22 protein-coding genes are annotated in these 23,476 nt (G+C 59.9%); 8 read left to right on the top strand and 14 right to left on the bottom strand.

What is annotated here, in order from left to right; translation table 11 throughout:
* Positions 1–46 precede the first annotated feature (46 nt).
* From N6L24_RS11985 to N6L24_RS11965, 5 genes are all read right to left on the bottom strand, one after another.
* Positions 47–1,921 (bottom strand): capsule biosynthesis protein, encoded by a 1,875-nt coding sequence (locus N6L24_RS11985; RefSeq protein ID WP_271844923.1) that lies wholly within the window; start codon positions 1,919–1,921, stop codon positions 47–49.
* Complete coding sequence (locus N6L24_RS11980; RefSeq protein ID WP_271844922.1) at positions 1,899–2,558, bottom strand: ABC transporter ATP-binding protein; 660 nt, start codon at positions 2,556–2,558, stop codon at positions 1,899–1,901. Before N6L24_RS11980 ends, N6L24_RS11985 begins: the two co-directional genes overlap by 23 nt.
* 175 nt (positions 2,559–2,733) lie before the next feature.
* Complete coding sequence (locus N6L24_RS11975; protein WP_271844921.1) at positions 2,734–3,993, bottom strand: Na+/H+ antiporter NhaA; 1,260 nt, start codon at positions 3,991–3,993, stop codon at positions 2,734–2,736.
* Positions 3,994–4,105: 112 nt separating this feature from the next.
* The gene (locus tag N6L24_RS11970) at positions 4,106–5,149 is read right to left on the bottom strand and encodes a permease (protein WP_271844920.1); all 1,044 of its coding nucleotides are present in this window, start codon (positions 5,147–5,149) and stop codon (positions 4,106–4,108) included.
* Positions 5,142–5,480, bottom strand: coding sequence for an ArsR/SmtB family transcription factor (locus N6L24_RS11965; RefSeq protein ID WP_271844919.1), 339 nt, complete (start codon positions 5,478–5,480; stop codon positions 5,142–5,144). The genes N6L24_RS11970 and N6L24_RS11965 overlap by 8 nt, the downstream gene beginning before the upstream one ends.
* 131 nt (positions 5,481–5,611) lie before the next feature.
* Here N6L24_RS11965 and N6L24_RS11960 point away from each other — a divergent pair, with 131 nt between their 5' ends.
* The 4 genes from N6L24_RS11960 (at position 5,612) to N6L24_RS11945 (ending at position 8,515) form a co-directional block, all read left to right on the top strand.
* Positions 5,612–6,184: a TetR/AcrR family transcriptional regulator gene (locus tag N6L24_RS11960; RefSeq protein ID WP_271844918.1), complete on the top strand. Its 573-nt coding sequence runs from the start codon at positions 5,612–5,614 to the stop codon at positions 6,182–6,184.
* Positions 6,185–6,214: 30 nt separating this feature from the next.
* Positions 6,215–7,072 carry an SDR family oxidoreductase gene (locus N6L24_RS11955; RefSeq protein WP_271844917.1) on the top strand — a complete coding sequence of 286 codons (858 nt, stop codon included), beginning with the start codon at positions 6,215–6,217 and terminating at the stop codon, positions 7,070–7,072.
* A gap of 73 nt (positions 7,073–7,145) precedes the next feature.
* The gene (locus tag N6L24_RS11950) at positions 7,146–7,730 is read left to right on the top strand and encodes a uracil-DNA glycosylase family protein (protein ID WP_271844916.1); all 585 of its coding nucleotides are present in this window, start codon (positions 7,146–7,148) and stop codon (positions 7,728–7,730) included.
* Positions 7,727–8,515, top strand: a complete 789-nt coding sequence (locus N6L24_RS11945) for an SseB family protein (RefSeq protein WP_271844915.1) — start codon at positions 7,727–7,729, stop codon at positions 8,513–8,515. The genes N6L24_RS11950 and N6L24_RS11945 overlap by 4 nt, the downstream gene beginning before the upstream one ends.
* Here N6L24_RS11945 and N6L24_RS11940 read toward each other — a convergent pair.
* Together N6L24_RS11940 and N6L24_RS11935 are read right to left on the bottom strand one after the other, a co-directional pair.
* Positions 8,512–9,441, bottom strand: a complete 930-nt coding sequence (locus tag N6L24_RS11940; RefSeq protein ID WP_271844914.1) for a 2-hydroxyacid dehydrogenase — start codon at positions 9,439–9,441, stop codon at positions 8,512–8,514. The two genes, N6L24_RS11945 and N6L24_RS11940, sit on opposite strands and share 4 nt — an antisense overlap.
* A complete protein-coding gene (locus N6L24_RS11935) occupies positions 9,438–9,848 on the bottom strand; it encodes a VOC family protein (RefSeq protein ID WP_271844913.1) in 411 nt (136 codons plus the stop codon). The genes N6L24_RS11940 and N6L24_RS11935 overlap by 4 nt, the downstream gene beginning before the upstream one ends.
* A gap of 93 nt (positions 9,849–9,941) precedes the next feature.
* Here N6L24_RS11935 and N6L24_RS11930 point away from each other — a divergent pair, with 93 nt between their 5' ends.
* Positions 9,942–10,769 (top strand): LysR family transcriptional regulator, encoded by an 828-nt coding sequence (locus N6L24_RS11930; RefSeq protein ID WP_271844912.1) that lies wholly within the window; start codon positions 9,942–9,944, stop codon positions 10,767–10,769.
* Here N6L24_RS11930 and rodA read toward each other — a convergent pair.
* From rodA to N6L24_RS11905, 5 genes are all read right to left on the bottom strand, one after another.
* Complete coding sequence (gene rodA, locus N6L24_RS11925) at positions 10,766–11,905, bottom strand: rod shape-determining protein RodA (RefSeq protein ID WP_271844911.1); 1,140 nt, start codon at positions 11,903–11,905, stop codon at positions 10,766–10,768. The genes N6L24_RS11930 and rodA overlap by 4 nt on opposite strands.
* The gene (mrdA, locus tag N6L24_RS11920) at positions 11,902–13,848 is read right to left on the bottom strand and encodes a penicillin-binding protein 2 (RefSeq protein ID WP_271844910.1); all 1,947 of its coding nucleotides are present in this window, start codon (positions 13,846–13,848) and stop codon (positions 11,902–11,904) included. Before mrdA ends, rodA begins: the two co-directional genes overlap by 4 nt.
* On the bottom strand, positions 13,845–14,384 hold the full coding sequence (locus N6L24_RS11915) for a rod shape-determining protein MreD (RefSeq protein WP_271844909.1): 540 nt from the start codon (positions 14,382–14,384) through the stop codon (positions 13,845–13,847). The genes mrdA and N6L24_RS11915 overlap by 4 nt, the downstream gene beginning before the upstream one ends.
* Positions 14,377–15,264 (bottom strand): rod shape-determining protein MreC, encoded by an 888-nt coding sequence (gene mreC / locus N6L24_RS11910; RefSeq protein ID WP_271844908.1) that lies wholly within the window; start codon positions 15,262–15,264, stop codon positions 14,377–14,379. The genes N6L24_RS11915 and mreC overlap by 8 nt, the downstream gene beginning before the upstream one ends.
* A gap of 75 nt (positions 15,265–15,339) precedes the next feature.
* Positions 15,340–16,380 carry a rod shape-determining protein gene (locus N6L24_RS11905; protein WP_271844907.1) on the bottom strand — a complete coding sequence of 347 codons (1,041 nt, stop codon included), beginning with the start codon at positions 16,378–16,380 and terminating at the stop codon, positions 15,340–15,342.
* A 255-nt stretch (positions 16,381–16,635) separates the two neighbouring features.
* Between N6L24_RS11905 and N6L24_RS11900 the strand changes: the two genes are divergently transcribed.
* The gene (locus N6L24_RS11900) at positions 16,636–17,421 is read left to right on the top strand and encodes a 23S rRNA (adenine(2030)-N(6))-methyltransferase RlmJ (RefSeq protein WP_271844906.1); all 786 of its coding nucleotides are present in this window, start codon (positions 16,636–16,638) and stop codon (positions 17,419–17,421) included.
* An 84-nt stretch (positions 17,422–17,505) separates the two neighbouring features.
* Here the strand turns inward: N6L24_RS11900 and N6L24_RS11895 are convergent, their stop codons facing one another.
* The gene (locus tag N6L24_RS11895; RefSeq protein ID WP_271844905.1) at positions 17,506–19,062 is read right to left on the bottom strand and encodes a 2-isopropylmalate synthase; all 1,557 of its coding nucleotides are present in this window, start codon (positions 19,060–19,062) and stop codon (positions 17,506–17,508) included.
* A gap of 408 nt (positions 19,063–19,470) precedes the next feature.
* Here N6L24_RS11895 and N6L24_RS11890 point away from each other — a divergent pair, with 408 nt between their 5' ends.
* Positions 19,471–20,133 (top strand): SDR family NAD(P)-dependent oxidoreductase, encoded by a 663-nt coding sequence (locus N6L24_RS11890; RefSeq protein WP_271844904.1) that lies wholly within the window; start codon positions 19,471–19,473, stop codon positions 20,131–20,133.
* 9 nt (positions 20,134–20,142) lie between these two features.
* Here N6L24_RS11890 and N6L24_RS11885 read toward each other — a convergent pair whose 3' ends face one another.
* The gene (locus tag N6L24_RS11885; RefSeq protein WP_271845198.1) at positions 20,143–21,579 is read right to left on the bottom strand and encodes an MORN repeat-containing protein; all 1,437 of its coding nucleotides are present in this window, start codon (positions 21,577–21,579) and stop codon (positions 20,143–20,145) included.
* Positions 21,580–21,803: 224 nt separating this feature from the next.
* Here N6L24_RS11885 and N6L24_RS11880 point away from each other — a divergent pair, with 224 nt between their 5' ends.
* Positions 21,804–23,468: an NAD+ synthase gene (locus N6L24_RS11880; RefSeq protein WP_271844903.1), complete on the top strand. Its 1,665-nt coding sequence runs from the start codon at positions 21,804–21,806 to the stop codon at positions 23,466–23,468.
* Positions 23,469–23,476: the final 8 nt, after the last annotated feature.

Raw genomic sequence — 23,476 nt, 5'->3', positions numbered from 1 at the left:
CAGGTAATCCAAAGAAAATGGCGCTCCGCGGAGCGCCATTTTTTGTTTATCCTGACACTTGCTCTTTCAAAATCGAGCCGGTCAGCGAGATCATCAGATAGATCCCTGAAAAGATCAGAAAGCTGAGGATCGTGTTTTCAAAGGCGCGCGGGTAGCTTGGATCTTCGGAGGCGACGGGGGCCACCGACGTGGTCAGATAGCGCACCTGACGGCTGGCTTCGAGTTCGGTCTGCTTCAGCGTTTGCAGCGCCGACTGCATGATCAGGTCGGCGGTCGCTAGGTCGGCCTGCGCGATCTGAATGGCCGAAGTTTGTTTGGCCAATGAATCGTCGCCTTCCTTCGCGGCGGTCATCCGTTCCTGCAATGCTTGCAGGACGCCTTGCAGACGGCGGATGCTGCCGCGGGCGCCTTCCACTCGCGCTTCGTTCGGGCGGGCATTGTCCAAGAGCTGGGTCAATTCAAGCTGCTTTTCCTGCAGCTCAATCTCATAGGTGCTGATCTGCTGACGCAGGCTGGCAATCAGCCCTTCAGGGTCCAGTACCGTGCCTTCTTGCAGCTCGACCAGTCGCGCCTGCGCCTCGCGCCGGTCGGCTTTGGCGTCTTCCAGGCTGCGGCGGGCATCCTTGACCTGGTCTTCGCGTTTGCGCTGTGACAGCTCATCCACCCGCTGTTCGGCATAGTCGATCAACGCTTCGGAATAGCGGGCGCTGATGCCGGGATCGGGGGCCGAAACCTCCATGCGGATCACGCCTTCGGTCGGATCATAGCCAATTTTCACGTATTTCTTATAGACCTTGTAGGCCTGCTCATTTGAGGGATTTTCCGCGAGCCGCTGTAGCGGGTCGATGGTCGGATCGGCAAAGACCGATTTGAACCCTTCGTCCGCATCAAGCCGCAACATCGCGTCTTTGGATTGCAGATAGGATTGCGTCGCGATGCTGTCCGAATTGGTGGCCAGCTGCGTCCCCGAGAAGAGGCCGCCCAGGCCTCCACCGGCCCCGGCGCTTTCTGATTGGATGATCAGAAATTCCGAATTGGTCGCATACATCGGGGTGGCGACTTTGTAGTAATACCAGCCCGCCAGAATGGTCGGCAGCATCACAAAGGCCGCCAGCCGCGAGATCATCAGCATCATCTTGCGCCGGCGTCGGCGGGCGATGTCTTTCTGAATGTCCCCAATTTCGCGCACGCGGCGCTCGGTGGGGGATGCCATTTCCATGCTTGGCAGGTTTTGGCCACCTTCGGCCTGGGTCTGCGGCAATTGCGCCGCGCCGCTGACTGCCGGGAGCCCATCGGGCGCGGCCATGTCCAGCATGTTTGAGCGGCGGAACGGGTCCAGCCCCTGCGCGCGCAACAGGCGCACGGCATCATAATCCGAGGTCGCCGCCAAGCCATGTTTTTGCGCCAAGCGGCGCGCCATGCGCAGCTGGCGGCCGGTCAAACCCTCTTGCCGGATCTGGGCTAGCTCCTGCTCTGGCGACAGGCCACTTGTGGCCGGGGCAGCAGCAGTGGGGATCGAAGAGGGAGGCGCGCTGGTGCCGCCGGTTGCCGGCGCGGCGCGGGTGCGGCGCATGGCCGGGCGCTCTGCAGCGGCGGGGGCTCCGGCCTCTGCGACCGAGGCCAAGCCATCATGGGCCTCTTCCGGGGCTGTGGGCATCGGGCTTGCGTCATCTGCGGCACCCGATTTCGCGCGGCGTTCGGCAGACCGCGCCAGACGCGCCTGACGACGGGCCGCGCGATCAGACAAAGGTTGCTCGGGCCCGCCCCCCTCTGTGGGCACAGCGGCCAAGGGCGCGACCTCGGGCATCGGCGCTGCCGGGGCCTCTGATTCAGCGTTCGGTTCGGGCAGTTTTTCTGCCGTGGCCATCTGATGCGGGCTGCGCCGGATGCGAAATTTCTTAGCCTTGGGTTTGGTAGTCATAAAGCTGCTTTGCCTCTTCCAAGGTGTCAAACATGTGCAATTGCCCATTGAGCAGCACGGCGGCGGATCGGGCAAATTTTTCCAGCGTTTTGGGCTGGTGCGAAACGATGATCATCGTTGTTGTGCGCAGACGCTCGCGCAGAACTTCGCCTGCTTTGCGATTAAATTCAACATCGGTGGAGGAGGGCATGCCTTCGTCCACCAGATAGATGTCAAAATCCAGCGCCAGCATCAGCGCAAAGGTAAAGCGCGCGCGCATGCCCGATGAGTAGGTGCCCAAAGGTTGGTCAAAATATTCATCCAGCCCGCAGAGCCAGCGGCAGAAGGATTCGACATAATCGGGATCAAGCCCATAGAGCCGGGCGATATAGCGGCTGTTTTCCACGGCGGTGTGTTTGTTGACAACGCCGCCCATGAACCCGAGCGGAAAGGACACCCGGCATTGGCGACGGATTTCGCCTTCGTCCGGTTTTTCCAGCCCCGCCATCATATTGACCAACGTGGTTTTGCCGGTGCCATTGGGGGCCAGAATGCCCAGCGAGCGGCCCAGCTCAACGCGAAAAGACACGCGGTCAAGGATCACCTTGCGCTGCGTGCCCGTCCAGAAGGACTTGCTGACATTATCAAATTCGAGCATTCATCTGCTCCGGCGCTGCTCTGCCTTCTCCTTGACGGAGATTTCTTAAGATCCCCTTTGGGGTTCTGTCATTATGTCGGATTTGCCTGTTTAGGCCAATATATCCTGCTCAATTGGGGCAAAAAAATGACAAAACCGGCGCGAATGCACCGGTTTTGCCTGAGTTTGCTGTGGCTTATTCCGCCGCTTGCAGTTCGATCTTGTTTACGCGCAGCAGCTTGCCGGCAACGATCGAGATAATCGCCGCGCCAAAGCTGAAGAGTGCACCCATCTTCGCCGCGTCCTGCACCGGGCCCGCATCAAAGGCGACCGAGGCCACAAAGAGCGAAACGGTAAAGCCGATGGCGGCCACAAAGCCGATCACCACTAGGTCGATAATGCGCATGCCCTGCGGGATGCCCAACCTGAGCGGCACAGCGGCCACCCAGCCAAAGAGCAGAATGCCCACGGGTTTGCCGATGATAAGACCTGCCAGAACCAGCCATGTGGCATCGCCGATCGCGCTAAACTCCACGCCCGCGTTCAGCAGGCCAAAGAAGAACAGCACCACTTCGACCGGATGTTTCAGCGCGTGTTCCATGACGTTCAAGAGGTCATGCAGGTGGCTTTCCGCGTCCGAGAAGAACCCAAAGGCGCGATCTGCGTGTGGAATGGCGGGCACCACCGGCAGCAGGCCAAGCGCCGGGTGCAGGCCAGAGCGCATGAAGCCATACCAGCTGATGCAGCCCGCAATGGCGTAAGGCACAAAGTGCAGGTTCTTGCGCACCCATGTGGAGTTGGGCCGCAGTTCATTGCCCGCATCCAGCTTGCGTGGCAGCCAGTTGAACAGGATGAACACCCCAGCCGCTGCCCCAAAGGAGGCCAGGAGCCAGATTGGTGCCAGATCGCCCGATGGGTAGAAGATCGCCAGAATGATCAGACCCGCCGCGTCATCGGCAATCGCAAGCAGCAGCAGAAAGCGCACCGCAGGGTGGCCCGCGCCAAAGACAATCCGGCCCACAAGGTAGGAAAACGCGATGTCTGTGGCGGTTGGAATTGCCCAGCCATTGGCCACGGCATTATAGGTGTCAGAGCCCAGAAACAGGGCCAGACCCAGATAAACGCCAATTGGGCCGAACATGCCGCCCGCAGTGGCAAACAGCGGCGTGGCGGCTTTCTTGCCGCGCAGCGAGCCGTCTTCAAGCACCACGGCTTCCCAGACTTCCTTGGCCGCAATGGCGAAGAACAGCGCCATAAAGACGTCATTCACAAGGTAATGCAGGGTCAGCGTGCGATGGCCGTCATGATAATGGCCAATGGGCGCATGGTCCCAGATCACGAACTCTACGAAATGGTGGTAGGTATCAGGATTTGTATTTGCCCAGATCAGCGCCAGTACGGCCCCGATGATGAGCAGAAGCGAGTAATTGGTCAGAAAATTCCAGACACGATACATGGAGGCTCCCCGGTTTTCTTGTTTTTCTCGCAGATAAACGAAATCTGCGCCATGGGCAACGCCGGTTGATCTCTCTTGGAGAATTGCTGCATCACAGGCCCGTGTGTGCCCGTCAGGCCACCGCTTGCCAGATCAGGCCTGCAAGGAAACTGCCGGTCAAGGCAAAGCCAAGATAGGCCGCAAAGACACGCGGTTTGACCAGGGCCCAGACGGCGATGGCGGCGGGGATGCAGCTGACACCGCCGGCCAGCATAAAGCTCATCGCGGCCCCATTAGCCATGCCCTGCTGCAGCAGCGCATCCACCAGCGGGACGGCGGCATAGCCATTCAAATACGCCGGTGCGCCGACAACCGCCCCCAGCAGGATTGGCAGTGGCCCCTCGCCGCCGAGAAACCCTGCGATGAAGTCGGCGGGGACATAGCGGATCATCACCGCTTCCAGCAGATAGGCAAGGGTGAGCCATTTCAGCAGGAAGTGCCCGTTTTCCCAGAAGGTGGCCCCAAAAATGGCGCGGCGCTCCGCGTGCTGCCAGAACCGCCACTCCGGCGTACCTGAAAAGGGTTTTGCACTGCCGCAGCACGATCCGCTTGCCGGGGCCGCTGCGCGCAGAGGGTCAGCAAAGACCGGCGATTTGGCCGCCAGCATGGTGATGTATCCCCCCATCAACCCCAGTCCAACCGCGGCGAGGGTTTTGGCAAGAGCAAAGTCAAACCCCAGTTGGCCAGCGGTGATGGTGAACATCGCCGGATCCATCAGGGGCGAGGCAAGCCAAAAGGCCATGACCGCCGACAGGGGTGTCCCCGCCGCCAAAAGCGCGGCAATGAAGGGGATCACCTCACAAGAGCAAAATGGCGCAAGCCCACCGAGCAAGGCCGCAAAGACAATCATGCGGCTTTCCCGGCCGACAAAAGCGCGTGCCACTACAGTTTCAGCGCCGCTTGCCTTCAGATAGGCGATCACCAGCACAGCAAAAAGGATGAAAGGCGCAGTTTCGCCCAGGGCCTCAAGCGCGAAGGCCACAGAGGGCCACAGCGCCGCCGTGTCCAGCACCAAAAACGCCAGCAACGTGCCCAGAACCGCCAACCAAGCGTTGTCGATGCGCTTCAGCAGCGGCTTGCCATGCGTGTGGCTGTGGCTTTCCTGTAGATCAGCCATGGTCATGCTCCTGATTTTGGGCATCTGCGCAGCATTCGCTCAGCAGAAATTCCGAAAGGGCCCGCAACTCGTCAAAGGCGACGGCGGCACAAATGATGCTGCGTCCCCGTTTTTCCTGCCGTACCAGCCCGGCCTGAGTGAGGATTTTCATGTGATGGGTCAGGGTGGAGCCTATCACATTGGTGCGCTGGCCAAGCTCGCCAATACTCAGCCCGTCAGTCCCCGCACGCACAAGCGTGCGTAGCACCGCGAGCCTTTGCTCGGACCCGAGGGCGGCAAAGGTAGAGGCGGCAATCTCAAGGGAAAGGTCTTCTGGGTGCAAATGTTTCATATTTCTAGAATTATAGAAATAAATTTGCAGCGCAAGAAAAAACTGCGGGTTCTGAAAAAGAGATGCGCGCGCCCTTGTATTCTTAGCGCACGCGCCACAAATAAAAATGAATATTCATTTTTAGAATCAGCATGGCCCGAGAAACCGCAGAAAAGAGTTTTGCCAGAATTCGCCAGGCCCTTGTGGCAGAAGTGGCGGAAAAAGGCATTGGCGCGACCTCGGTCGGGGCGGTGGCCAAACGCGCGCGGGTGGCGACCGGAACGATCTATCTGCGGTTTGAAAACAAAGAGGAAATGCTGCAGCAGGTCTATCTTCAGATCAAATCGGACATGCATGAACGCATGATGCTGGCCGCCCCGGCCGCGACATCGCGGGAGATGATCCGCAATATCTGGTTTGCTTTGGTTGCGTTTACCCAGAGCCACCCGCAGGAATTCATGTTTGTTGAGTTCGCGGGCGCAGCACAAATTCTTACTGAAGCTCAGAACGCCAAGCTGGCGCAGGACGCTGAGGCGTTGCTTGACCTGATCGCTGGCGCGGTTGCGGATGGCACGCTTGCGCCCCTGCCGGTGTCGACCATTGTCACTTTGCTGGTGGGGCCGGTCGCCTTTCTGGCCCGGCAATCGGTCATGGCTGGTTCCGAAACGCCCCCCTCAGACTTGAACCAGATGTTTGATCGCATCTGGCTCTCCATCGCAGCGTGATTGCGCTTTAGCTCCTGAAAGAAGGCTCACATGTCAAAAATTGTTCTTATCACCGGCACCTCCACGGGGCTTGGCATCAGTATTGCGGTGCAAGCCGCAAAAGCCGGCCATCAGGTCTATGCCAGCATGCGCAATCTTGATAAGCGCGCGGCGCTGGATGCCGCCGCCGCAGAGGCGAATGTCGCCATTTCGGTTCTCCAGCTTGATGTGCAGAACATGGCATCGGTGGAGGCGGCCGTTGCCAAGATCATCGACGCAGAAGGCCGAATCGATGTGTTGGTCAACAATGCCGGGGCCGGGTACGTTCGTACGCTCGAGCAAGCGAGCGAAGCGGACATCAACTGGGTGATGGATGTGAACTTCATGGGGGTCGTGCGCTGCACCAAAGCGGTCATGCCCCACATGCGCAAGGCGCGTGCGGGCCATGTCATCACCATCTCTTCGGTGGGCGGGCTGGTCGGCCAGCCGTTCAACGAAATCTACTGCGGCGCGAAATTTGGCGTCGAAGGGTTCACCGAAGCGCTCGCCAGCTATGTCACCCCGGCGTTTGGCATCAATTTTTCGGTGCTAGAGCCCGGCGGCATCACGTCGGCCTTTGCTGACAATGTGATGAAACATGTGATGGAAACCGGCGGTATGCTGGAGGATGAATACCTGCCGACCCTGCAGAAGTACATCGGCGGGGCAACCGCACGGGCGGACAGCGATGATATCTACCAAACGCCGGATGAAGTGGCCGCTGTGGTGATGGCGTGCATGCAGTCTGACGCGCCGCCGATCCGCGCGCGGACCTCGGACTGGGGCGAGGCGTTCTGCAAGCTGAAAACCGCTGCTGATCCTGATGGGAAATTGCAACAGGCCGCGGTGATCGAACGGTTCCTGAGCTGAGCAAACCTCTAGGCCCTGCCGCGCGATTGCTCTATGCCAAGGGGCATGACCCTGACAGGAGGCGCGCCGCGCGTTGACCCAAGATCTGACATCGCAGATCCGTGATTGCCGTCTTTGCGCCGCGCGCTTTGCGGCAACGGCAACCGCGCATCAGCCGCGCCCGGTGGTCTGGTTTCAACCTGGCGCGCGCATCCTGATCGCAGGGCAGGCCCCTGGCGCGCGTGTGCATGCCTCGGGCCGTCCCTTTACCGATCCTTCGGGGGATCGTCTGCGCCTTTGGATGGGGGTGGATGAGACGATTTTCTATGATCAAAGCCGCATTGCCATTCTGCCCATGGCGTTTTGTTTTCCCGGCTACAACGCCAAGGGGGCCGATCTTCCGCCGCCCCCGATCTGCGCGCGGACCTGGCGGGCGGATGTTTTGGCGCATCTGGCGGATGTGCGGTTGACGCTATTGGTGGGGGGCTATGCGCAGAAATGGCACCTGGGCAGCGGCCCGGTCACCGAAACGGTGCGCAATTGGGCCGCACATGCGCCGCGCGTCTTTCCCTTGCCTCATCCGTCCTGGCGCAATACTGGGTGGCTGAAGAAAAACCCCTGGTTTGAAACCGATCTGCTGCCGTCTTTGCGCGCAGCGGTGACGGAGGCCCTGACATGACCGAGACACCGCTTGACCACGCCCATGCCGCGATGGAGGCCGCGCCAGAGGATGACGCTGCGCGCCTGCGTTTCTTTGAGCGTCTGGCAGATGCAGAGCTGTTTGTGCTGCTCGACAAGGAACCGGAAGATGACAAGATCAGCCCGGACGTCTTTGAAACACAGGGCCAGCAATTTGTGCTGGTGTTTGACACCGATGAGCGGCTCGCAAACTTTGTCGGGCGACCGGCCCCCTATGCGGCGCTGTCGGGCCGCATGATCGCCCAGATGCTCGCGCCCTCGGGCATCGGGCTGGGCGTCAACCTTGAGGTCGCACCCTCGTCCATCATGATCCCGAATGAAGCGCTGGACTGGCTGGTGCAGACGCTTGCACATGCACCGGATGAGGTCGAAAGCCGTATCGATACGCTTACCCCGCCCGCCGGGCTGCCCGAAGAGCTTATCACTGCGCTGGACGCCAAGCTGTCGACCGCGACAGGTCTGGCGCGCTGGGCCTATCTCGTGGGCATCACCTATGACAGCGGTGCGCGCTCGCATATGCTTGGCTTTGTTGGCGCCGTGCCCGAAGCGCGCGATGCGCTGGCCAAGGCGGTCTCAGAGGCCTTGACCTTCAGTGGGATCGAGGCGGGCCGTCTGGATGTCGGTTTTTTTGAGGCCAGCGACCCCATTGCCGCGCAGATGGCGCGCGTCGGGCTGCGGTTTGATTTGCCCGAGCCTCAGACAACGACCGACTATGTGCCGGTCGCGCCGGGCTCGGACCCCGAAAAGCCGCCAAAACTGCGCTAGTATCCCAGCGCCCGATCCACGAGGTAGAGCAGCGGTTCGCCGGATTCGCTGCGGCGGATGTTTTCGGCAATCACCCTGGCCGCCGTCTCGGGGCGGGTTTCTGCGGCGATATGCGGCGTGACGGTCACATTGGGGTGCGCCCAATACAAATGATCGGGCGGCAGCGGTTCTTGGCGAAACACATCCAGCGTGGCATGGGCGATATGATCGCGATCGAGCGCCGCCAGCAACGCCGCGTCGTCAATCAAAGTGCCGCGCCCGGGGTTGAGGATTCGCGCGCCTTGCGGCAGCTGCGCCAAGCGTTGGGCGTTGATCAGAGTGTCGGTGTCCGGCGTGTCCGGCAGCAAGAGCACCAGAATCTCCGCAGTGCGCAGCGCGTCGCTTAGCCCATCAACGCCATGCAAACAGCGTACCCCTGCGATCGCTTTGGCGCTGCGGGCCCATCCGGTGACGTCAAAGCCAATGCGCGCCAAAGCTGTGGCGCAGGCCTGCCCCAATTGCCCCAGTCCCAGCACGGTCACACGCCGTTCGGACGCCAAGGGGGGCACATATCGATCCCACGCGCCGGACTGCCGCGATAGCGTTCCATCAATATTCAGATGATAGCGCAGGCAATGGCCGCTGACCCATTCCACCATGCCCTGCGTAAGGCCCGGATCCACCATCCGGCACAGCGGCATGGTCAGGCTTTGGTTGCCGACAATCCGCTCCACCCCGGCCCAGAGGCTGAGCACGGCTTTGCAGTTTCGGTAAGGCGAAAAATCCTGCAGCGGACCGCTGGGGGCATAGATGATATAGTCGGTCTCGGCTGCAGCATGCGACGTGCTGAGCGCGACATTCAGATCCTCTCGGGCAAAGCACGCCCGAAGAGGGGCTTGGTAATCGGCCCAGTTTTCCGGCCCAGCGGCAAAAAGAACATTGATCACTGTGAGAAGACTCCGCTTTCCTGTTTGAAGCCCTTGATCTCGACGGGATTACCGGATGGATCATAGAAAAACATGGTTGCCTGCTCCCCAGGTTGGCCTTCAAATCGAATTTGCGGGGCAATCTCGAAGTTCACGCCTGCATTTGAAAGTTTCTTGGCGAGTGTGCGCCAGTCCTGCAGCGTCAAAATCACACCGAAATGCGGCATGGGTACCTTGTGATCACCGACCGTGCCCGTTTTCGCCACCTGCAGCGGTTCGCCGAGGTGGAGTGAGAGCTGATGACCAAAGAAGTCAAAGTCGACCCAATTTTCGGCTGAACGCCCTTCCAGGCATCCAAGAAGGCCTCCGTAAAATTGGCGTGCTTCGTCTAGATCGGTAACATTTATGGCAAGGTGAAAAGCGAACATCGGTATTCCTACTTTAGGGGTCTGCAAGAGGTTTACCGCCAATCTCATAATTTAGGTTAGCTTAGTTTTGTTTGTTCTGGCATAAGAATTTCTATGGATTTGAGATTTGTAGAAAGCTTTCTCCTTGTCGCGAAGGAGAAGTCTATTGCCGCCACCGCTCGTCGTCAGTCGGTGACGGCTGCCGCGGTCTCGCAGCGGCTGGCCGCGCTTGAAGCGGAACTCGGTGTGAAACTTGTTACGCGCGAAGGCCGGCATACCGCGATAACCTCGGAAGGACAGGCGTTGATACCATCCATGCAGGGAATGTTGGATATTCAGCGCGACATGGCACGCCTATTGGCGGCCGATACGCTCACGGGTGTTCTTCGGTTCGGCGCGATTTCGACAGCGCTTGGCCAATATGGTTCGAAATTGGTGTCACATCTGAACAGTCAAGCCCCGGAGGTAACTTTGCAGGTTTCGCCTGGGACGTCAGAAGAGCTTTACGATGCCGTAAGGGAGCGGCGTCTGGATGCTGCGATCATTGTGAAGCCGCCTTTTGCTCTCCCAAAGGCGCTACGCTTTGATAGATTGGCAGCGCAGAAAATTGGTATTTTTCGGCAGCGCAATCACGCAGCCTCTGCACCTTATGTCGTTTATGATCGCAACTCTTGGGGCGGAGCGCAATGTTGGAAGGCGTTGCTGGAAAGCGACTCTGATCCGAATGTGATCTGCGAGATGGATGCACCTGAAGTCATCGCGCAGATTGTGATCCAGGGCTTGGGGCAGGCGGTGTTGCCGGATTGGGAAGGGCTCCCAGACACGGCTGGGACGACGTTTGTGCCGCTGGGCCATGAAAGAACCATTGGTTTGATCTATTGGCAGCGAGACGCGCGCTCGCCGCTGACAAAGCAGCTCAAGCGCGCGCTTGGCGTGGCTTAGCGCGGTCGGTGCACATGGGCGCTTTGGACCATGCCAAAGGCCACCAGCAGCACCAGCATCGCTGATCCGCCATAGCTGACCATGGGCAGCGGCACACCCACCACCGGGGCCATCCCCATCACCATCGACATATTGACCGCGAAAAACAGGAAAAACGTACTGGCGATGCCAACGGTCATCAGCGCGGAAAACCGGTCCTTGTTGGACAGCGCCGACCAAAGGCAGAAGGCGATGACCAGCGCGTAAAGACTCAGCAAAGAAAAGGCTCCGACAAAGCCGAATTCTTCGGCCAGCGTGGTAAAGATGAAATCAGTGTGCTTTTCGGGCAGAAAGTTCAGCCGGCTCTGCGTGCCCTGCATGAACCCGCGCCCGGTCCAGCCGCCAGATCCCAGCGCGATCTTGGATTGGGTGATGTGATAGCCCGCCCCCAGAGGGTCAGTCGCCGGGTCCAGAAACGTGTCAATCCGGCGGTATTGATAGTCTTTCAAGAGCTGCCATTCGGTGCCCCGCGACTGAAACACCGCCGTGATCAGACCAGCGCCCATGGCAAAGACAGCGGCGAAATAGCCCCAGTGCAGACCGGCCATGAACATCACCGACGCTCCGCCCATCAACAGCAGCAAGGATGTGCCAAGGTCAGGTTGCCGCAGGACCAGAAAGGTCGGGATCAAAATGATCACGATTGGCAACAGTATCCATAAAGGGCGCGAAGTTTTGTTGAGCGGTAGCCAGTCATAATAAGAGGCCAGAAACATCACGAGCGTGATCTTCATCAATTCTGAGGGCTGCAGGCGCATAAACCCAAGGTCGATCCAGCGCTGCGCCCCCATCTGCACGGTGCCCATCATCTCAACCAGCACGAGGAGCACCAGCGATCCGGCATAAAGCACGCCAGAGACATTGCGCCAGAACCAGATCGGCACCATTGCGATGACGAACATCAGCCCCATGCCCATAACAAAGCGTTTCATCTGCGCTGCCGCCCAGGGGCTGAAGGATCCGCCGGCCACGGAATAGAGCATCAGAAAGCCAACGCTCGCCACCGATATCAGCAGCAGAACCAGCGGCCAGTTCAGGTACAGGATCTTGCGAAACCCCGTGGGCACCGATTTGACGGAGTACTCAAGATAACTCATGCACGGTCCCTCTTGCTGGCAGCCAGATTGGGGAACTCTTGGCGCAGGCGTTCCTGCTGGGCTTTGATCGCGTCGCGGTCCTTGGCGGGATAGGCCTCAAGCGGGGGATCGCCCCCGTAGAGCGCTTGCAAGGTGATGTCGCGCGCGACGGGTGTGGCCGCGCTGGAGCCGCCGCCATGTTCGATGATGACAGCCACCGCAATCTGCGGATCGTCATAGGGGGCAAAATTGACGAACAGCCCGTGATCGCGCCGCCCCCAAGGCAGGTCCTCGTTGCGGATCACCCCGGCGCGCCGTTCGGCGGCGGTGATATTGCGCACCTGGCTGGTGCCGGTTTTGCCAGCCAGCCGGAATTCATCTGCAATGATGCGCTTACTATAGGCCGTGCCGCGCCGATGGTTGGACACGGCAAACATGGCTTTTCGCACCAGCCGTAAATGGTTTGGGTTGACCTCAAGATCCGGGATCTCTTCGGCTGGCACGGTCTGATCAATGCCATTGATGGATTTCACCAACCGTGGCTCCACCGCCTTGCCGGAGGCCAGCCGCGCGGTCATCACCGCAAGTTGGAGTGGGGAGGTCAGCACAAAACCCTGCCCGATCGAGGCATTGGCCGTATCCCCGACGACCCAGGGGTTTTCGCGATTCCGCTGCTTCCAGGCTTTGGTCGGGGTCAGCCCGCTGGCCACCGCTGACATGGGAATATTGTGGCGGATGCCCAGCCCCAGCCGGTTGGCCATATCAGTGATATTGTCGATCCCGACCTCAAGCGCGATTTCATAGAAATAGACATCGCAGCTTTCGCGCAGCGCCGTTTCCAGGTTCATGTGCCCGTGGCCACCGCGCTTCCAGCAGTGAAAGCGCCGGTTGGACACCTGCAGATGGCCGGGGCACCAGACTGTATTGTCCGAATTGATCACCCCATGTTCCAGCGCGGCCAGCGCCGTGACCATTTTAAAGGTCGAGCCGGGCGGGTAGGTGCCCTGCACGGATTTTGTCGCCAGCGGGCGGTGATCGTTTTCCGTCAGCGCGGCATAGTCAGCGACCGAAATACCACGCACAAAGAGGTTCGGGTCGAAACTTGGCGCTGAGTTGATCGCAAGAATTTCGCCGCTTTTGCAATCCATGACCACGGCGGCCGCGCTTTCCTCGCCCAATCGCGCCTGAATGTAACTCTGAAGCTTTTGATCTATCGTCAGCTGCAGATCGTCACCCGCTTGACCCTCGCGGCGATCCAGCTCGCGCATGACGCGGCCCACGGCGTTGACCTCCACCCGTTTGGTGCCCGCTTTGCCGCGCAGCTTTTCTTCGATCTTCGCCTCAAGCCCGACCTTGCCGATCTGAAACCGCGGGATCAGCAGCAGTTGATCGGGGTCTTCGATCTTGGACAGGTCATAGTCTGACACCGGACCGACATAGCCGATCACATGCGCGAAATCATGGCTATGTGGATATTTGCGTGACAGGCCAACCTCGGGCGTGACACCGGGCAGGGCGGGGGCGTTGACGGCCACACGCGACATCTCTTCCCAGCTGATGCGTTCGGCCACGGTAATGGGCAGAAATGGCGGAGAGCGCTTCATTTCGGTCATGGCGCGGTTGAGTTCGCTGTCATCCAGTTCGATCAGGGTCGAGAGGTTCTTGATGACCTCATCCACATTCCCGGCATCCTCGCGCACGATGGTGATCCGATAGCTGGGCTCATTCTCGGCGATGACCACACCGTTGCGATCATAAATTTCCCCGCGCGCCGGGGCGATAAGGCGAATATTGATGCGGTTTTCTTCGGCCAGCAGCCGGTATTCGTCGGCTTGCTCAACTTGCAAATGGCGCATGCGCAGGCCGAGCAACGCCATGAAGCCCAGTTGCGCGCCACCCAAGAGCAAGCCTCTGCGCGTCATGCGCTGCTGCGCTGCGCTGGTATCTGCGCCGGGCCGCTTCATGCGCGCCCTGCCAATCCGTCGCGCTCATGTGGCGCGGCTTTGCGCAGACCCAAAAACAGCTGGCAAAAGCCGGCCACAAGGGGGTAGGCCAATACGGTCATGATCAGTTGAATAAGCGTAAGGCCGAGCGACGATTGCTCCAGCAGAACGAATGAAGTGACGATGCGATGACCGATGATCACGGCGATCATGCCGCCCGCCGCCGTGAGCCATTCAAGGGTAAACGGCATGTCGTTGGTCGTGAGGCTGCGGTTGCGCAGCTTCTCGCAGACAAAGACCGTCAGCGCCGCAAACAGCCCCGGGCCGCGCCCAAGCAGAAAATCTGCCAGCAACATGACCGTCCCAATCAGCAAGGGCGGTGCATAGACCGGACGGCGAATGGCCCAAAGCGCGCAGAGGACCAGCAACAGATCTGGGCCGGTCCAGCGGCGCGGTACCGTTTCCAGTGGCAACAGCTGCCAATAAAGGATCAAGAGCGCCAAGAGGGCGAAGGCCGTGCGCATGATCCAGAGTTTGGTACCCGCACTCTCAGCCATCACTTGGCCCCACAACCACATCTTCGGGCACGATCAGCCCGCCGGGCTTTTCGATCTTTTCCTTGCCATGATCGCGCAGCACGCGCAGAAATTCGAGCCGCTCGTAATCCGCCGCGAGGCGCACACGCAGGCGGCCATTTGGATCTGACGCCACCTGCCCAATCAGCAGGCCGGGCGGAAAGACCCCGCCATCACCGGAGGAGACCACCCGGTCGCCGGGGCGCACCTGGTCCGGGTTCTCCAAGAAATCCACATGCGGCGCGAGGGAATTGTCACCCACAATCAGGGCTGTCTGCCCCGAGGGCTGGATCATGGCCGGAATACGCGAGGAGCTGTCGGTTAGCAGAATGACACGCGCGGTCGTCTCCCCCACGCCGGAAATGCGGCCCACAAGGCCGATGCCATCCATCGCCGCCCAGCCATCCACAATGCCGTCGCGCGCGCCGATATTCAGCAGCACAGACTGCCGAAAGGGCGAGCCACTGTCGGCCAGAACCACGCCAGTCACAAAGGTCAGGCGCGGATCAAGCCGCACATTGTTGAGATCCAGCAGGCGGGCGTTTTCCTGTTCCAATTGCAGCGCCGCCTCTTTCCAGGCCTTCATCTGCTGCAGCTCGCGGCGCAATTCTTTGTTCTGCTCCACCACGCGCTGATAGCTTTGGAAATCGCGCATCAGGTTGATAGTGCCAGTAACCGGCGTCATAACCCATTCAAAAGACGGGACAAATTGATCGGTGATCATCGCGCGAAACCGCTCAACGCGCGGGCTGTCGATCCGCCAAAGCAGGAAGATCGCCAACAGAAACGCAATGAGAATACCCACCAAGAGCCGCCGCAGCGGGGCGACGTAGTCTTCGCCTTGGGTCCTGTCTCGGGCCATGGGTCCTCCGGTTCAGAACAACAATCTACAAAAGTCTAAGCGGGCAGCCCCGTGCCCGCCAAGTCAAACTTGCGGTTAGCTTTCGTAGTCGATCGCGTGGCGCAGCTGTTTTTCATACTCCAGCGCCTTGCCGGTGCCGAGCGCCACGCAGTTCAGGCTTTCATCCGCGATCGAAACGGCCAGTCCGGTCTGCTCGCGCAGGGCCAAGTCCAGATCGCCCAGCAGCGCGCCGCCGCCGGTCAGCATCACGCCGCGATCCACGATGTCAGCGGCCAGATCTGGCGGAGTGGCTTCCAGCGCGGTCATCACCGCTTCGCAGATTTGCTGTACGGGCTCAGACAGCGCCTCAGCGACCTGCGCCTGCGAAATTTCGGTTTCCTTGGGCACGCCATTCAAAAGGTCACGGCCGCGGATCTGCATGGATGCGCCGCGCCCATCGTCTGGCATGCGCGCCGTACCAATGCTGGTTTTGATGCGTTCAGCGGTGGATTCGCCCACCAGAAGGTTTTGTTGGCGCCGCAGATAGCTGATGATCGCCTCATCCATGCGGTCGCCGCCGACACGGACCGAACGCGCATAAACGATGTCGCCCAGCGACAGAACTGCGACTTCGGTGGTGCCGCCGCCGATATCAACAACCATGTTGCCCGTGGGGTCGGTGATCGGCATGCCCGCGCCAATCGCAGCTGCAATCGGCTCGGCAATCAACCCGGCGCGGCGCGCCCCGGCCGAGAGCACCGACTGGCGGATGGCGCGTTTTTCAACCGGCGTGGCCCCATGCGGCACGCAAACGATGATCTTGGGTTTGGAGAAGGTCGAGCGCTTGTGCACCTTGCGGATGAAATGTTTGATCATCTCTTCAGCGGTGTCAAAATCGGCAATCACCCCTTCGCGCATGGGGCGGATCGCCTCAATGCTGCCGGGCGTGCGGCCCAGCATCAGCTTGGCGTCTTCGCCGACGGCCAAAACCTTTTTGACGCCATCCTTGATGTGATAGGCGACAACCGAGGGTTCGGAGAGGACAACACCCTTGCCTTTGACATAGACCAGCGTATTGGCTGTGCCCAAGTCAATGGCCATATCTGACGTAAACAGACCGCCTAGATTTCCCAGCATAATGTCCCCGATTCCCCAATATTACGATTCGAAATTGGTCCGCGACTCTGGGTGAGGCGGACGGTTTTCTTATAAGCAGAGCGCGGGGCCTGTGGAAGTCTGCGGCGCGGGAAATCAGCGTTAATCCGCCGTCTTTCTGACCCAAGGCGAAAAACCCATCGTGCCGGGGGGCTGAATATGCCTCGGGCCTGCGACAACCGGCCCTGTCGCGCCCGTCGATTCTGCGATATGCAGCCGCAAAGAACGGGAGCCGTCATGCTGAGTTATCAACATATCTATCACGCCGGGAACATGGCGGATGTGCAAAAGCACGCGCTTCTCTGTGCCATGATCGCCTATATGGGGCAAAAGCCCAAACCGATGAGCTATATCGAAACCCATGCCGGGCGCGGGCTCTATGCGCTGGATGCGCCCGAAGCGGTGAAAACCGGCGAGGCTGCGGCTGGGATCAGCATCGCCGAGGGCTGGTTTGCCGAGGATCATCCGTTTCGCCGCGCGCTGTCGGCGGTGCGTGACGGCTTTGGCGCAGAGAGCTATGGCGGCTCGCCGCTGTTGGCGGCGCAGCTCTTGCGGGCTGAGGACAAAATGCATCTGGCCGAGTTGCACCCGCGCGAAGGGGACGCGCTAGAGGATGCGATGACGATGTTCAGCGCCAAGATCCATCGCCGCGACGGGTTTGAGATGGCGCAGGCGGTCTGCCCGCCAGAGCCCCGCCGGGGGCTGATGCTGATCGATCCAAGTTACGAAATCAAAAGCGATTATGACCGCATTCCCGGGCTGATCCGCCAGCTGCACCGCAAATGGAACGTCGGTGTGATTGCGCTCTGGTATCCGATCCTGCGCGATGGCAGTCAGAAAGGGATGATTTCTGCGCTGGAGCAGGAAAACCTGCCCAAGGTCCTGCGCCATGAGGTGCGGTTTCCGCCCGCCCGCGCGGGGCATCGGATGATCGGTTCGGGCATGTTTATTCTCAATGCGCCCTATGGGCTGGAGCAAGAAGCCGCCGCGCTGAGCGCGCGGTTTGACGCCCTCAGCCCTTAACACCTGCGCAGCAGGTGATGTCGGAAATGAGTATTTTTGAAAAGATGAAGGGGGGCGGTGGTGCCCCCCATTTTTGCGCCGTGTTTAGTTGACGTCTTTATAGTTGATTTCCTTGGCGTCCGCCCCGTCACCCAGTTTGCCGCGGCGCACCAGCAGGCGGTTGAGCGCGTGGATATAGGCTTTGGCCGAGGCGACAACCGTATCGGTATCAGCGCTTTCGCCGGTGGCGATGATGCCTTCTTCTGACAGGCGAACCGAGACGGTGGCCTGCGCATCGGTGCCTTCGGTCACGGCATGGACCTGATACAGTTCAAGCCGCGCGGTATTTGGGTGCAGCATGCGGATGGCTTTGAAGGCGGCGTCGACCGGACCATCACCTTGCGAAATTGCCGTGGTCTCCTGGCCGTCGATCTCCATCACCAAGGTGGCATCCGCCGGGCCGCCCGTGCCGCAGACCACACGCAGGGTCTTCAGCTTCAGCCGGTCATTGGTGGTGTCCGAGCGCATCAGCGCGATGATGTCATCATCAAAGACTTCTTTCTTGCGGTCGGCGAGATCCTTGAAGCGGACAAAAACATCCTTGAGCTGGTTATCGCCCACCTCATAGCCCAGATTGCTGAGCTTATCGCGCAGCGCGGCGCGCCCGGAATGTTTGCCAAGTGGCAGCGAGGTGCCCGACAGGCCCACATCTTCGGGGCGCATGATTTCAAAGGTTTCTTTGTTTTTCAGCATGCCATCCTGATGGATGCCGCTTTCATGCGCAAAGGCGTTCTTACCGACAATCGCCTTGTTGAATTGCACCGGAAAACCCGACACGGTGGACACGCGGCGCGAGATGGCCATCAGCTTGGTGGTGTCGATCCCGGTGGTCCAGGGCATGATGTCATGGCGCACCTTCATGGCCATCACAACTTCTTCCAGCGCGGTGTTGCCTGCGCGTTCGCCAAGGCCATTGATCGTGCATTCGATCTGCCGTGCGCCGCCGGCCACCGCCGCGAGCGAGTTGGCGGTCGCCATGCCCAGATCATTGTGGCAATGGGTGGCAAAGATGATCTCATCCGCGCCAGGCACAGTCTCGATCAGACGTTTGATCAGATCGGCGGATTCTAGCGGGGCGGTATAGCCGACGGTGTCGGGGATGTTGATGGTGGTCGCGCCCGCCTTGATGGCGATTTCCACCACACGGCAGAGGTAATCCCATTCGGTGCGGGTGGCATCCATGGGCGACCATTGCACGTTTTCGCAAAGATCGCGGGCATGGCTGACAGTGGCGTGAATCTTATCGGCCATTTCATCCATGGTCAGGTTCGGAATGGCGCGGTGCAGGGGCGAAGTGCCGATAAAGGTGTGAATGCGGCTGAGGCCTGCGTGTTTCACCGCCTCGGCGCAGCGGTCGATATCGGCGAAATTGGCGCGGGCAAGGCCACAGATGCGGCTGTTCTTGCTGCGTTTGGAAATTTCGGAAACAGCGCGAAAATCCCCTTCAGAGGCAATTGGGAAGCCAGCTTCGATGATGTCGACCCCCATGTCATCCAGCATCTCGGCGATTTCGAGCTTTTCTTCGTGGGTCATGGTCGCGCCGGGGGATTGTTCGCCGTCGCGCAGCGTGGTGTCGAAAATAACAACGCGGTCTTGTGTCATTGGTGGTGTCCTAGTCAAAATATCAGGTCACGCCCTGGGGCCGACAATCATCAGTTTGGCGTTTCATAAGCGAAAGGGGCCGGGCGATCCAGAGCAAGAAAACGCCTTCCGGATGGTGCTAAACATGACAGGCGATCTGTGAGGCAGCGATATTCAGCAATGTCTGGAAGGTCGGCGCAGTAGGTACTCCCCTGAGCACGCGCGCCGAAAAGGCCGCGCTCAGAGGCGAGCTAGCAGTAGGTTCAGGCCACGGGCAATCGACGCCGAAAGGCGCGCAGGGATTGCGATATGGGCCAAAGTCATCATGGGGGTGACTATACAGATGCCGAGTCGATTGAAAACCCTGATTTTCACGGCCTTTGGAATTTTCCGTTTTGACATCCTCAGCCACAAGGTTAGGTCAGAAGAATGAAACGTGCATTGCTTATTGGGGCCTCTGGCGGCATCGGCTCGGAACTGGGGGCGCAGCTTGCGCAGCGGGGCTATGAGGTGGTGCCTCTGACGCGGCGGGATCACGGGTTTGACCTGACCGCACCTGAGGCGGCAGAGGCGCATATGGCAGCGCTTGCGCCGGCATTTGATCTGATTTTTGTCGCCAGCGGTGTTTTGAATGCGGTGGCACCGCGCCCGGAAAAATCCCTGCGTGAACTGGGCGCTGCCGAGATGATGGCGCAGTTTGCCGTCAACACGATTGGGCCCGCGCTGGTGTTGAAACATGCGGCGAGGCTCTTGCCGCGTGATCGGCGCGCGGTGTTTGCGGTTCTGTCGGCGCGGGTCGGCTCAATCGGGGATAATCGCAAGGGGGGCTGGTATTCCTACCGCGCCGCCAAGGCCGCGCTCAATCAGATCGTGCACACCGGTGCAATTGAACTGGCGCGCAGCCACAAGCAGGCGATTTGCGTCAGCCTGCATCCCGGAACGGTCGGCACGGAATTTTCTCTGGGCTACAACTGCCCGCAGCGCTTTGCGCCCGAACGCGCGGCGCGGCAACTGCTGGATGTCATTGACGGGCTCAGCCCCGCTGACAGCGGTGGCTTTTATGACTGGCAGGGCAAATCCGTACCCTGGTAGCTAGAAGGCTCAGTTCTGTTCTGGTGTTTCCTCTGCCGTCTCTTCTGTTGCTTCGGCTGGCGTTTCAGCCGTTTCACCGGCTGCGGGCGCAAGCGCGCCGTTGTTCCATGTGCCGCTGGAGGTCTGGCCTGATGCATAGGTCATAGTGCCATTGCCCTGGCGTTTGCCGGCCTTAAAGGTGCCTTCGTAGACATCGCCATTGGCATAGGTGGCTTTGCCTTGGCCTTCGATTTCACCGGCGACCCAACTGCCGCTGTAGCTAAAGCCGTCAGCCATAGTGATTGTGCCTTGCCCGTCGCGCTGGCCGTTGACGAAATTGCCGGTATAGACGGTGCCATCGGGGTAGGTGGCGGTGCCTTCGCCATGGCGCTGCCCATCCTGCCACTGCCCTTCGTAGCGATAGCCATCAGCATAGGTCATGATGCCAAAGCCGTCATTTTTGGCGTTCTTAAAGCTGCCTTCATAGACCAGGCCATTGGCATAGGTTGCCTTGCCTTCGCCTTCGATCACGCCCTGTTGCCAGGTGCCTTCATAGACCGAGCCGTCCGGATAGGTGATCATGCCTTGCCCATCTGCCAGATCTTCGCTGAATTCCCCGACATAGATGGACCCATCCGGGTAGGTGACGGTGCCGGTGCCCTCGATTTGGCCGGCCATCCACTGACCGTCGTATTTGTAGCCATCCGCACCGATGAAGACGCCTTGGCCTTCGCGGCGGTCGGCTTTGAATTCGCCCTCATAGACATCGCCATTGGCATAGGTCACGCGGCCCAAGCCTTCGCGTTGGCCGCCCACCAGCGTGCCTTCGTAGATGTCGCCATTGGGTTGGGTCAGCTTGCCTTCGCCGTCGATCTGCCCGGCGGCCCAGAGACCTTCGTACACCAGCCCGTCAGGCATGGTGAGCGTGCCGGTGCCCTGCCGCTCGCCGGCGACAATCTCGCCGTTGTACTGCGCGCCATCCGGATAGGTGATCTGCCCGGTGCCTTCCTTGACGCCATTGACCCAATCGCCTGCATAGACATAGCCGCCGGGGCTGCGCATGGTGCCGGTGCCGTGGTGCATGGCATTCACAAAGCCGCCTTCATAGGTGACGCCATTGGCATAGACAGCAAGGCCCTGGCCGGTGATCTTGCCATCCACCCATTCGCCTTCATAGGTGCCGCCATCGGTAAAGGTGATGGTGCCGATGCCATGGGGTTTGCCCTTGGCAAATTCGCCCTCATAGACCGAGCCATTGGGAAAGCGCGCTTCGCCTTGGCCGCGGATTTCGCCTTCGACCCATTCACCGGTGTATTCATAGCCGTTCGGCAAGCGATAGGACCCGGTGCCATGCTGCAGCCCGTCCTTGAACGTGCCTTCATAGACGCCGCCGTCATCATATTGCTTGGTCAGCACTTCGCCGCTCTGGGCCCAAGCGCCCTGCGCCATGCTCAGCGCTGCCATCATGGCTGCTGTCGAAAATGCCTGTTTGAACGTCATGTCATTGCCCCTGGTTGGGTCTCTTGATTATTTGCGCGCCCGTGCGCTGCCCGCGCAGCGCCGTATCTGGGGCGAAAACTAGTGCAGCCAGTGGTTTTGGGCAATGTCTTTTGCCGCTTTGCGCTTTTCCTTGCCGCTTGTTCTGATAAATCTGACGACAAGTGAGACAGGATGACACCCGGGGGCCGCAGATGGCAGATCGTTTTCGTGTGACTTTGGCGCAGGCCAACCCGGTGATGGGGGATCTGGCCGGCAATGCCGCCCGGGCCAAGGCCGCCTGGACGGAGGGCAAGGCCGCAGGCGCGCAGCTGGTGGCGCTGCCCGAAATGTTCATTCTGGGCTATAATCCCCAGGATCTGGTGCTGAAACCTGCGGTGCAGGACGCCGCGATGGCCGAGATCAAAAAGTTGGCCGCAGACTGCGCCGATGGTCCGGCGCTGGCTATCGGGGGCCCCTGCGCCGAGGGCGGCAAGCTCTATAACGGTTATTTCATCCTCAGCGGCGGCAAGATCATCAGCCGCCAGCTCAAACATCATTTGCCCAACTACAATGTCTTTGATGAGCTGCGGCTGTTTGACAGCGGCCCATTGGGTGGCCCCTATGCGGTGGGCAACACACGCATTGGCTCGCCGATCTGCGAAGACGCCTGGTTTGAGGATGTGGCGGAAACGCTGGAAGAAACCGGGGCAGAATTTCTGTTGGTCCCCAACGGCTCGCCTTATTATCGCGACAAGTTTGATCGCCGAATGTCACATATGGTGGCGCGGGTGATCGAAACGGGTCTGCCGCTGATCTACCTCAATATGGTGGGGGGGCAGGATGATCAGGTCTTTGATGGCGGCTCTTTCGTGCTTAATCCCGGCGGGCATTTGGCGGTGCAATTGCCGGTGTTTGACGAAGTGACGGCGCATGTCGACCTGGTGCGCGGCGCGGATGGCTGGATCTGCGAACAAGGCGAGCGGGCCTTGTTGCCAAGCGGTGAAGAACAAGATTACCGCGTTTGCGTTGAGGCCCTGCGCGACTACATGCGCAAGACGGGCTTTAAAAAGGTTCTGCTGGGCCTGTCGGGCGGCATTGATTCCGCGCTGGTGGCCACGATTGCTGTTGATGCGCTGGGCGCAGAAAATGTGCGCTGCGTGATGCTGCCGTCAGAATATACCTCCCAATCCTCGCTCAAGGACGCCGAAGACATCGCCAAACGTCTGGGGGTGCACTACGATTATGTGCCGATCCGAGAAAGCCGGCAGGCCGTGACCCAGACACTTGCGCCGCTGTTTGAAGGGCTTGAGGAAGGTCTGACCGAAGAAAACATCCAGTCGCGCCTACGCGGTCTTCTGTTGATGGCCATGTCGAACAAATTTGGCGAAATGCTGCTGACCACCGGCAATAAGTCCGAGGTCGCAGTGGGTTATGCCACGATCTATGGCGATATGAACGGCGGCTATAACCCGATCAAGGATATGTACAAAACCCGCGTGTTTGAAACCTGCCGCTGGCGCAATGCTCACCACCGTGACTGGATGGCGGGCCCTGACGGTGAGGTGATCCCGGTGTCGATCATCGAAAAGCCCCCCTCAGCTGAGCTGCGCCCTGACCAGAAGGACGAGGATAGCCTGCCCCCCTATGACATCCTGGATGGCATTCTGGAGATGCTGGTGGATCAGGATGCATCGGTCGCGGAGTGCGTTGCCGCAGGGTATGATCGCGCTACGGTCAAACGGGTGGAACATCTGATATATATCAGTGAATACAAACGCTTTCAGTCCGCGCCGGGTGCGCGGCTCAGCAAGAAAGCCTTCTGGCTGGATCGGCGCTATCCGATTGTGAACCGCTTTCGCGATGAAAGCGGCGCGTGATGGCCAAG

Source organism: Cognatishimia sp. SS12, from assembly GCF_028369055.1.
Lineage (GTDB): Bacteria > Pseudomonadota > Alphaproteobacteria > Rhodobacterales > Rhodobacteraceae > Cognatishimia.
The sequence above is the reverse complement of the archived record's forward strand: the minus strand, read 5'-3'. Positions and strand labels throughout refer to the sequence as shown.

Bases quoted from the DNA above. Each gene is read 5' to 3' on its own strand.
- N6L24_RS11985 (WP_271844923.1), bottom strand. From the start codon at position 1,921: ATGACTACCAAACCCAAGGCTAAGAAATTTCGCATCCGGCGCAGCCCG.
- N6L24_RS11980 (WP_271844922.1), bottom strand. From the start codon at position 2,558: ATGCTCGAATTTGATAATGTCAGCAAGTCCTTCTGGACGGGCACGCAG.
- N6L24_RS11975 (WP_271844921.1), bottom strand. From the start codon at position 3,993: ATGTATCGTGTCTGGAATTTTCTGACCAATTACTCGCTTCTGCTCATC.
- N6L24_RS11970 (WP_271844920.1), bottom strand. From the start codon at position 5,149: ATGGCTGATCTACAGGAAAGCCACAGCCACACGCATGGCAAGCCGCTG.
- N6L24_RS11965 (WP_271844919.1), bottom strand. From the start codon at position 5,480: ATGAAACATTTGCACCCAGAAGACCTTTCCCTTGAGATTGCCGCCTCT.
- N6L24_RS11960 (WP_271844918.1), top strand. From the start codon at position 5,612: ATGGCCCGAGAAACCGCAGAAAAGAGTTTTGCCAGAATTCGCCAGGCC.
- N6L24_RS11955 (WP_271844917.1), top strand. From the start codon at position 6,215: ATGTCAAAAATTGTTCTTATCACCGGCACCTCCACGGGGCTTGGCATC.
- N6L24_RS11945 (WP_271844915.1), top strand. From the start codon at position 7,727: ATGACCGAGACACCGCTTGACCACGCCCATGCCGCGATGGAGGCCGCG.
- N6L24_RS11935 (WP_271844913.1), bottom strand. From the start codon at position 9,848: ATGTTCGCTTTTCACCTTGCCATAAATGTTACCGATCTAGACGAAGCA.
- N6L24_RS11930 (WP_271844912.1), top strand. From the start codon at position 9,942: ATGGATTTGAGATTTGTAGAAAGCTTTCTCCTTGTCGCGAAGGAGAAG.
- rodA (WP_271844911.1), bottom strand. From the start codon at position 11,905: ATGAGTTATCTTGAGTACTCCGTCAAATCGGTGCCCACGGGGTTTCGC.
- mrdA (WP_271844910.1), bottom strand. From the start codon at position 13,848: ATGAAGCGGCCCGGCGCAGATACCAGCGCAGCGCAGCAGCGCATGACG.
- N6L24_RS11915 (WP_271844909.1), bottom strand. From the start codon at position 14,384: ATGGCTGAGAGTGCGGGTACCAAACTCTGGATCATGCGCACGGCCTTC.
- mreC (WP_271844908.1), bottom strand. From the start codon at position 15,264: ATGGCCCGAGACAGGACCCAAGGCGAAGACTACGTCGCCCCGCTGCGG.
- N6L24_RS11905 (WP_271844907.1), bottom strand. From the start codon at position 16,380: ATGCTGGGAAATCTAGGCGGTCTGTTTACGTCAGATATGGCCATTGAC.
- N6L24_RS11900 (WP_271844906.1), top strand. From the start codon at position 16,636: ATGCTGAGTTATCAACATATCTATCACGCCGGGAACATGGCGGATGTG.
- N6L24_RS11895 (WP_271844905.1), bottom strand. From the start codon at position 19,062: ATGACACAAGACCGCGTTGTTATTTTCGACACCACGCTGCGCGACGGC.
- N6L24_RS11890 (WP_271844904.1), top strand. From the start codon at position 19,471: ATGAAACGTGCATTGCTTATTGGGGCCTCTGGCGGCATCGGCTCGGAA.
- N6L24_RS11885 (WP_271845198.1), bottom strand. From the start codon at position 21,579: ATGATGGCAGCGCTGAGCATGGCGCAGGGCGCTTGGGCCCAGAGCGGC.
- N6L24_RS11880 (WP_271844903.1), top strand. From the start codon at position 21,804: ATGGCAGATCGTTTTCGTGTGACTTTGGCGCAGGCCAACCCGGTGATG.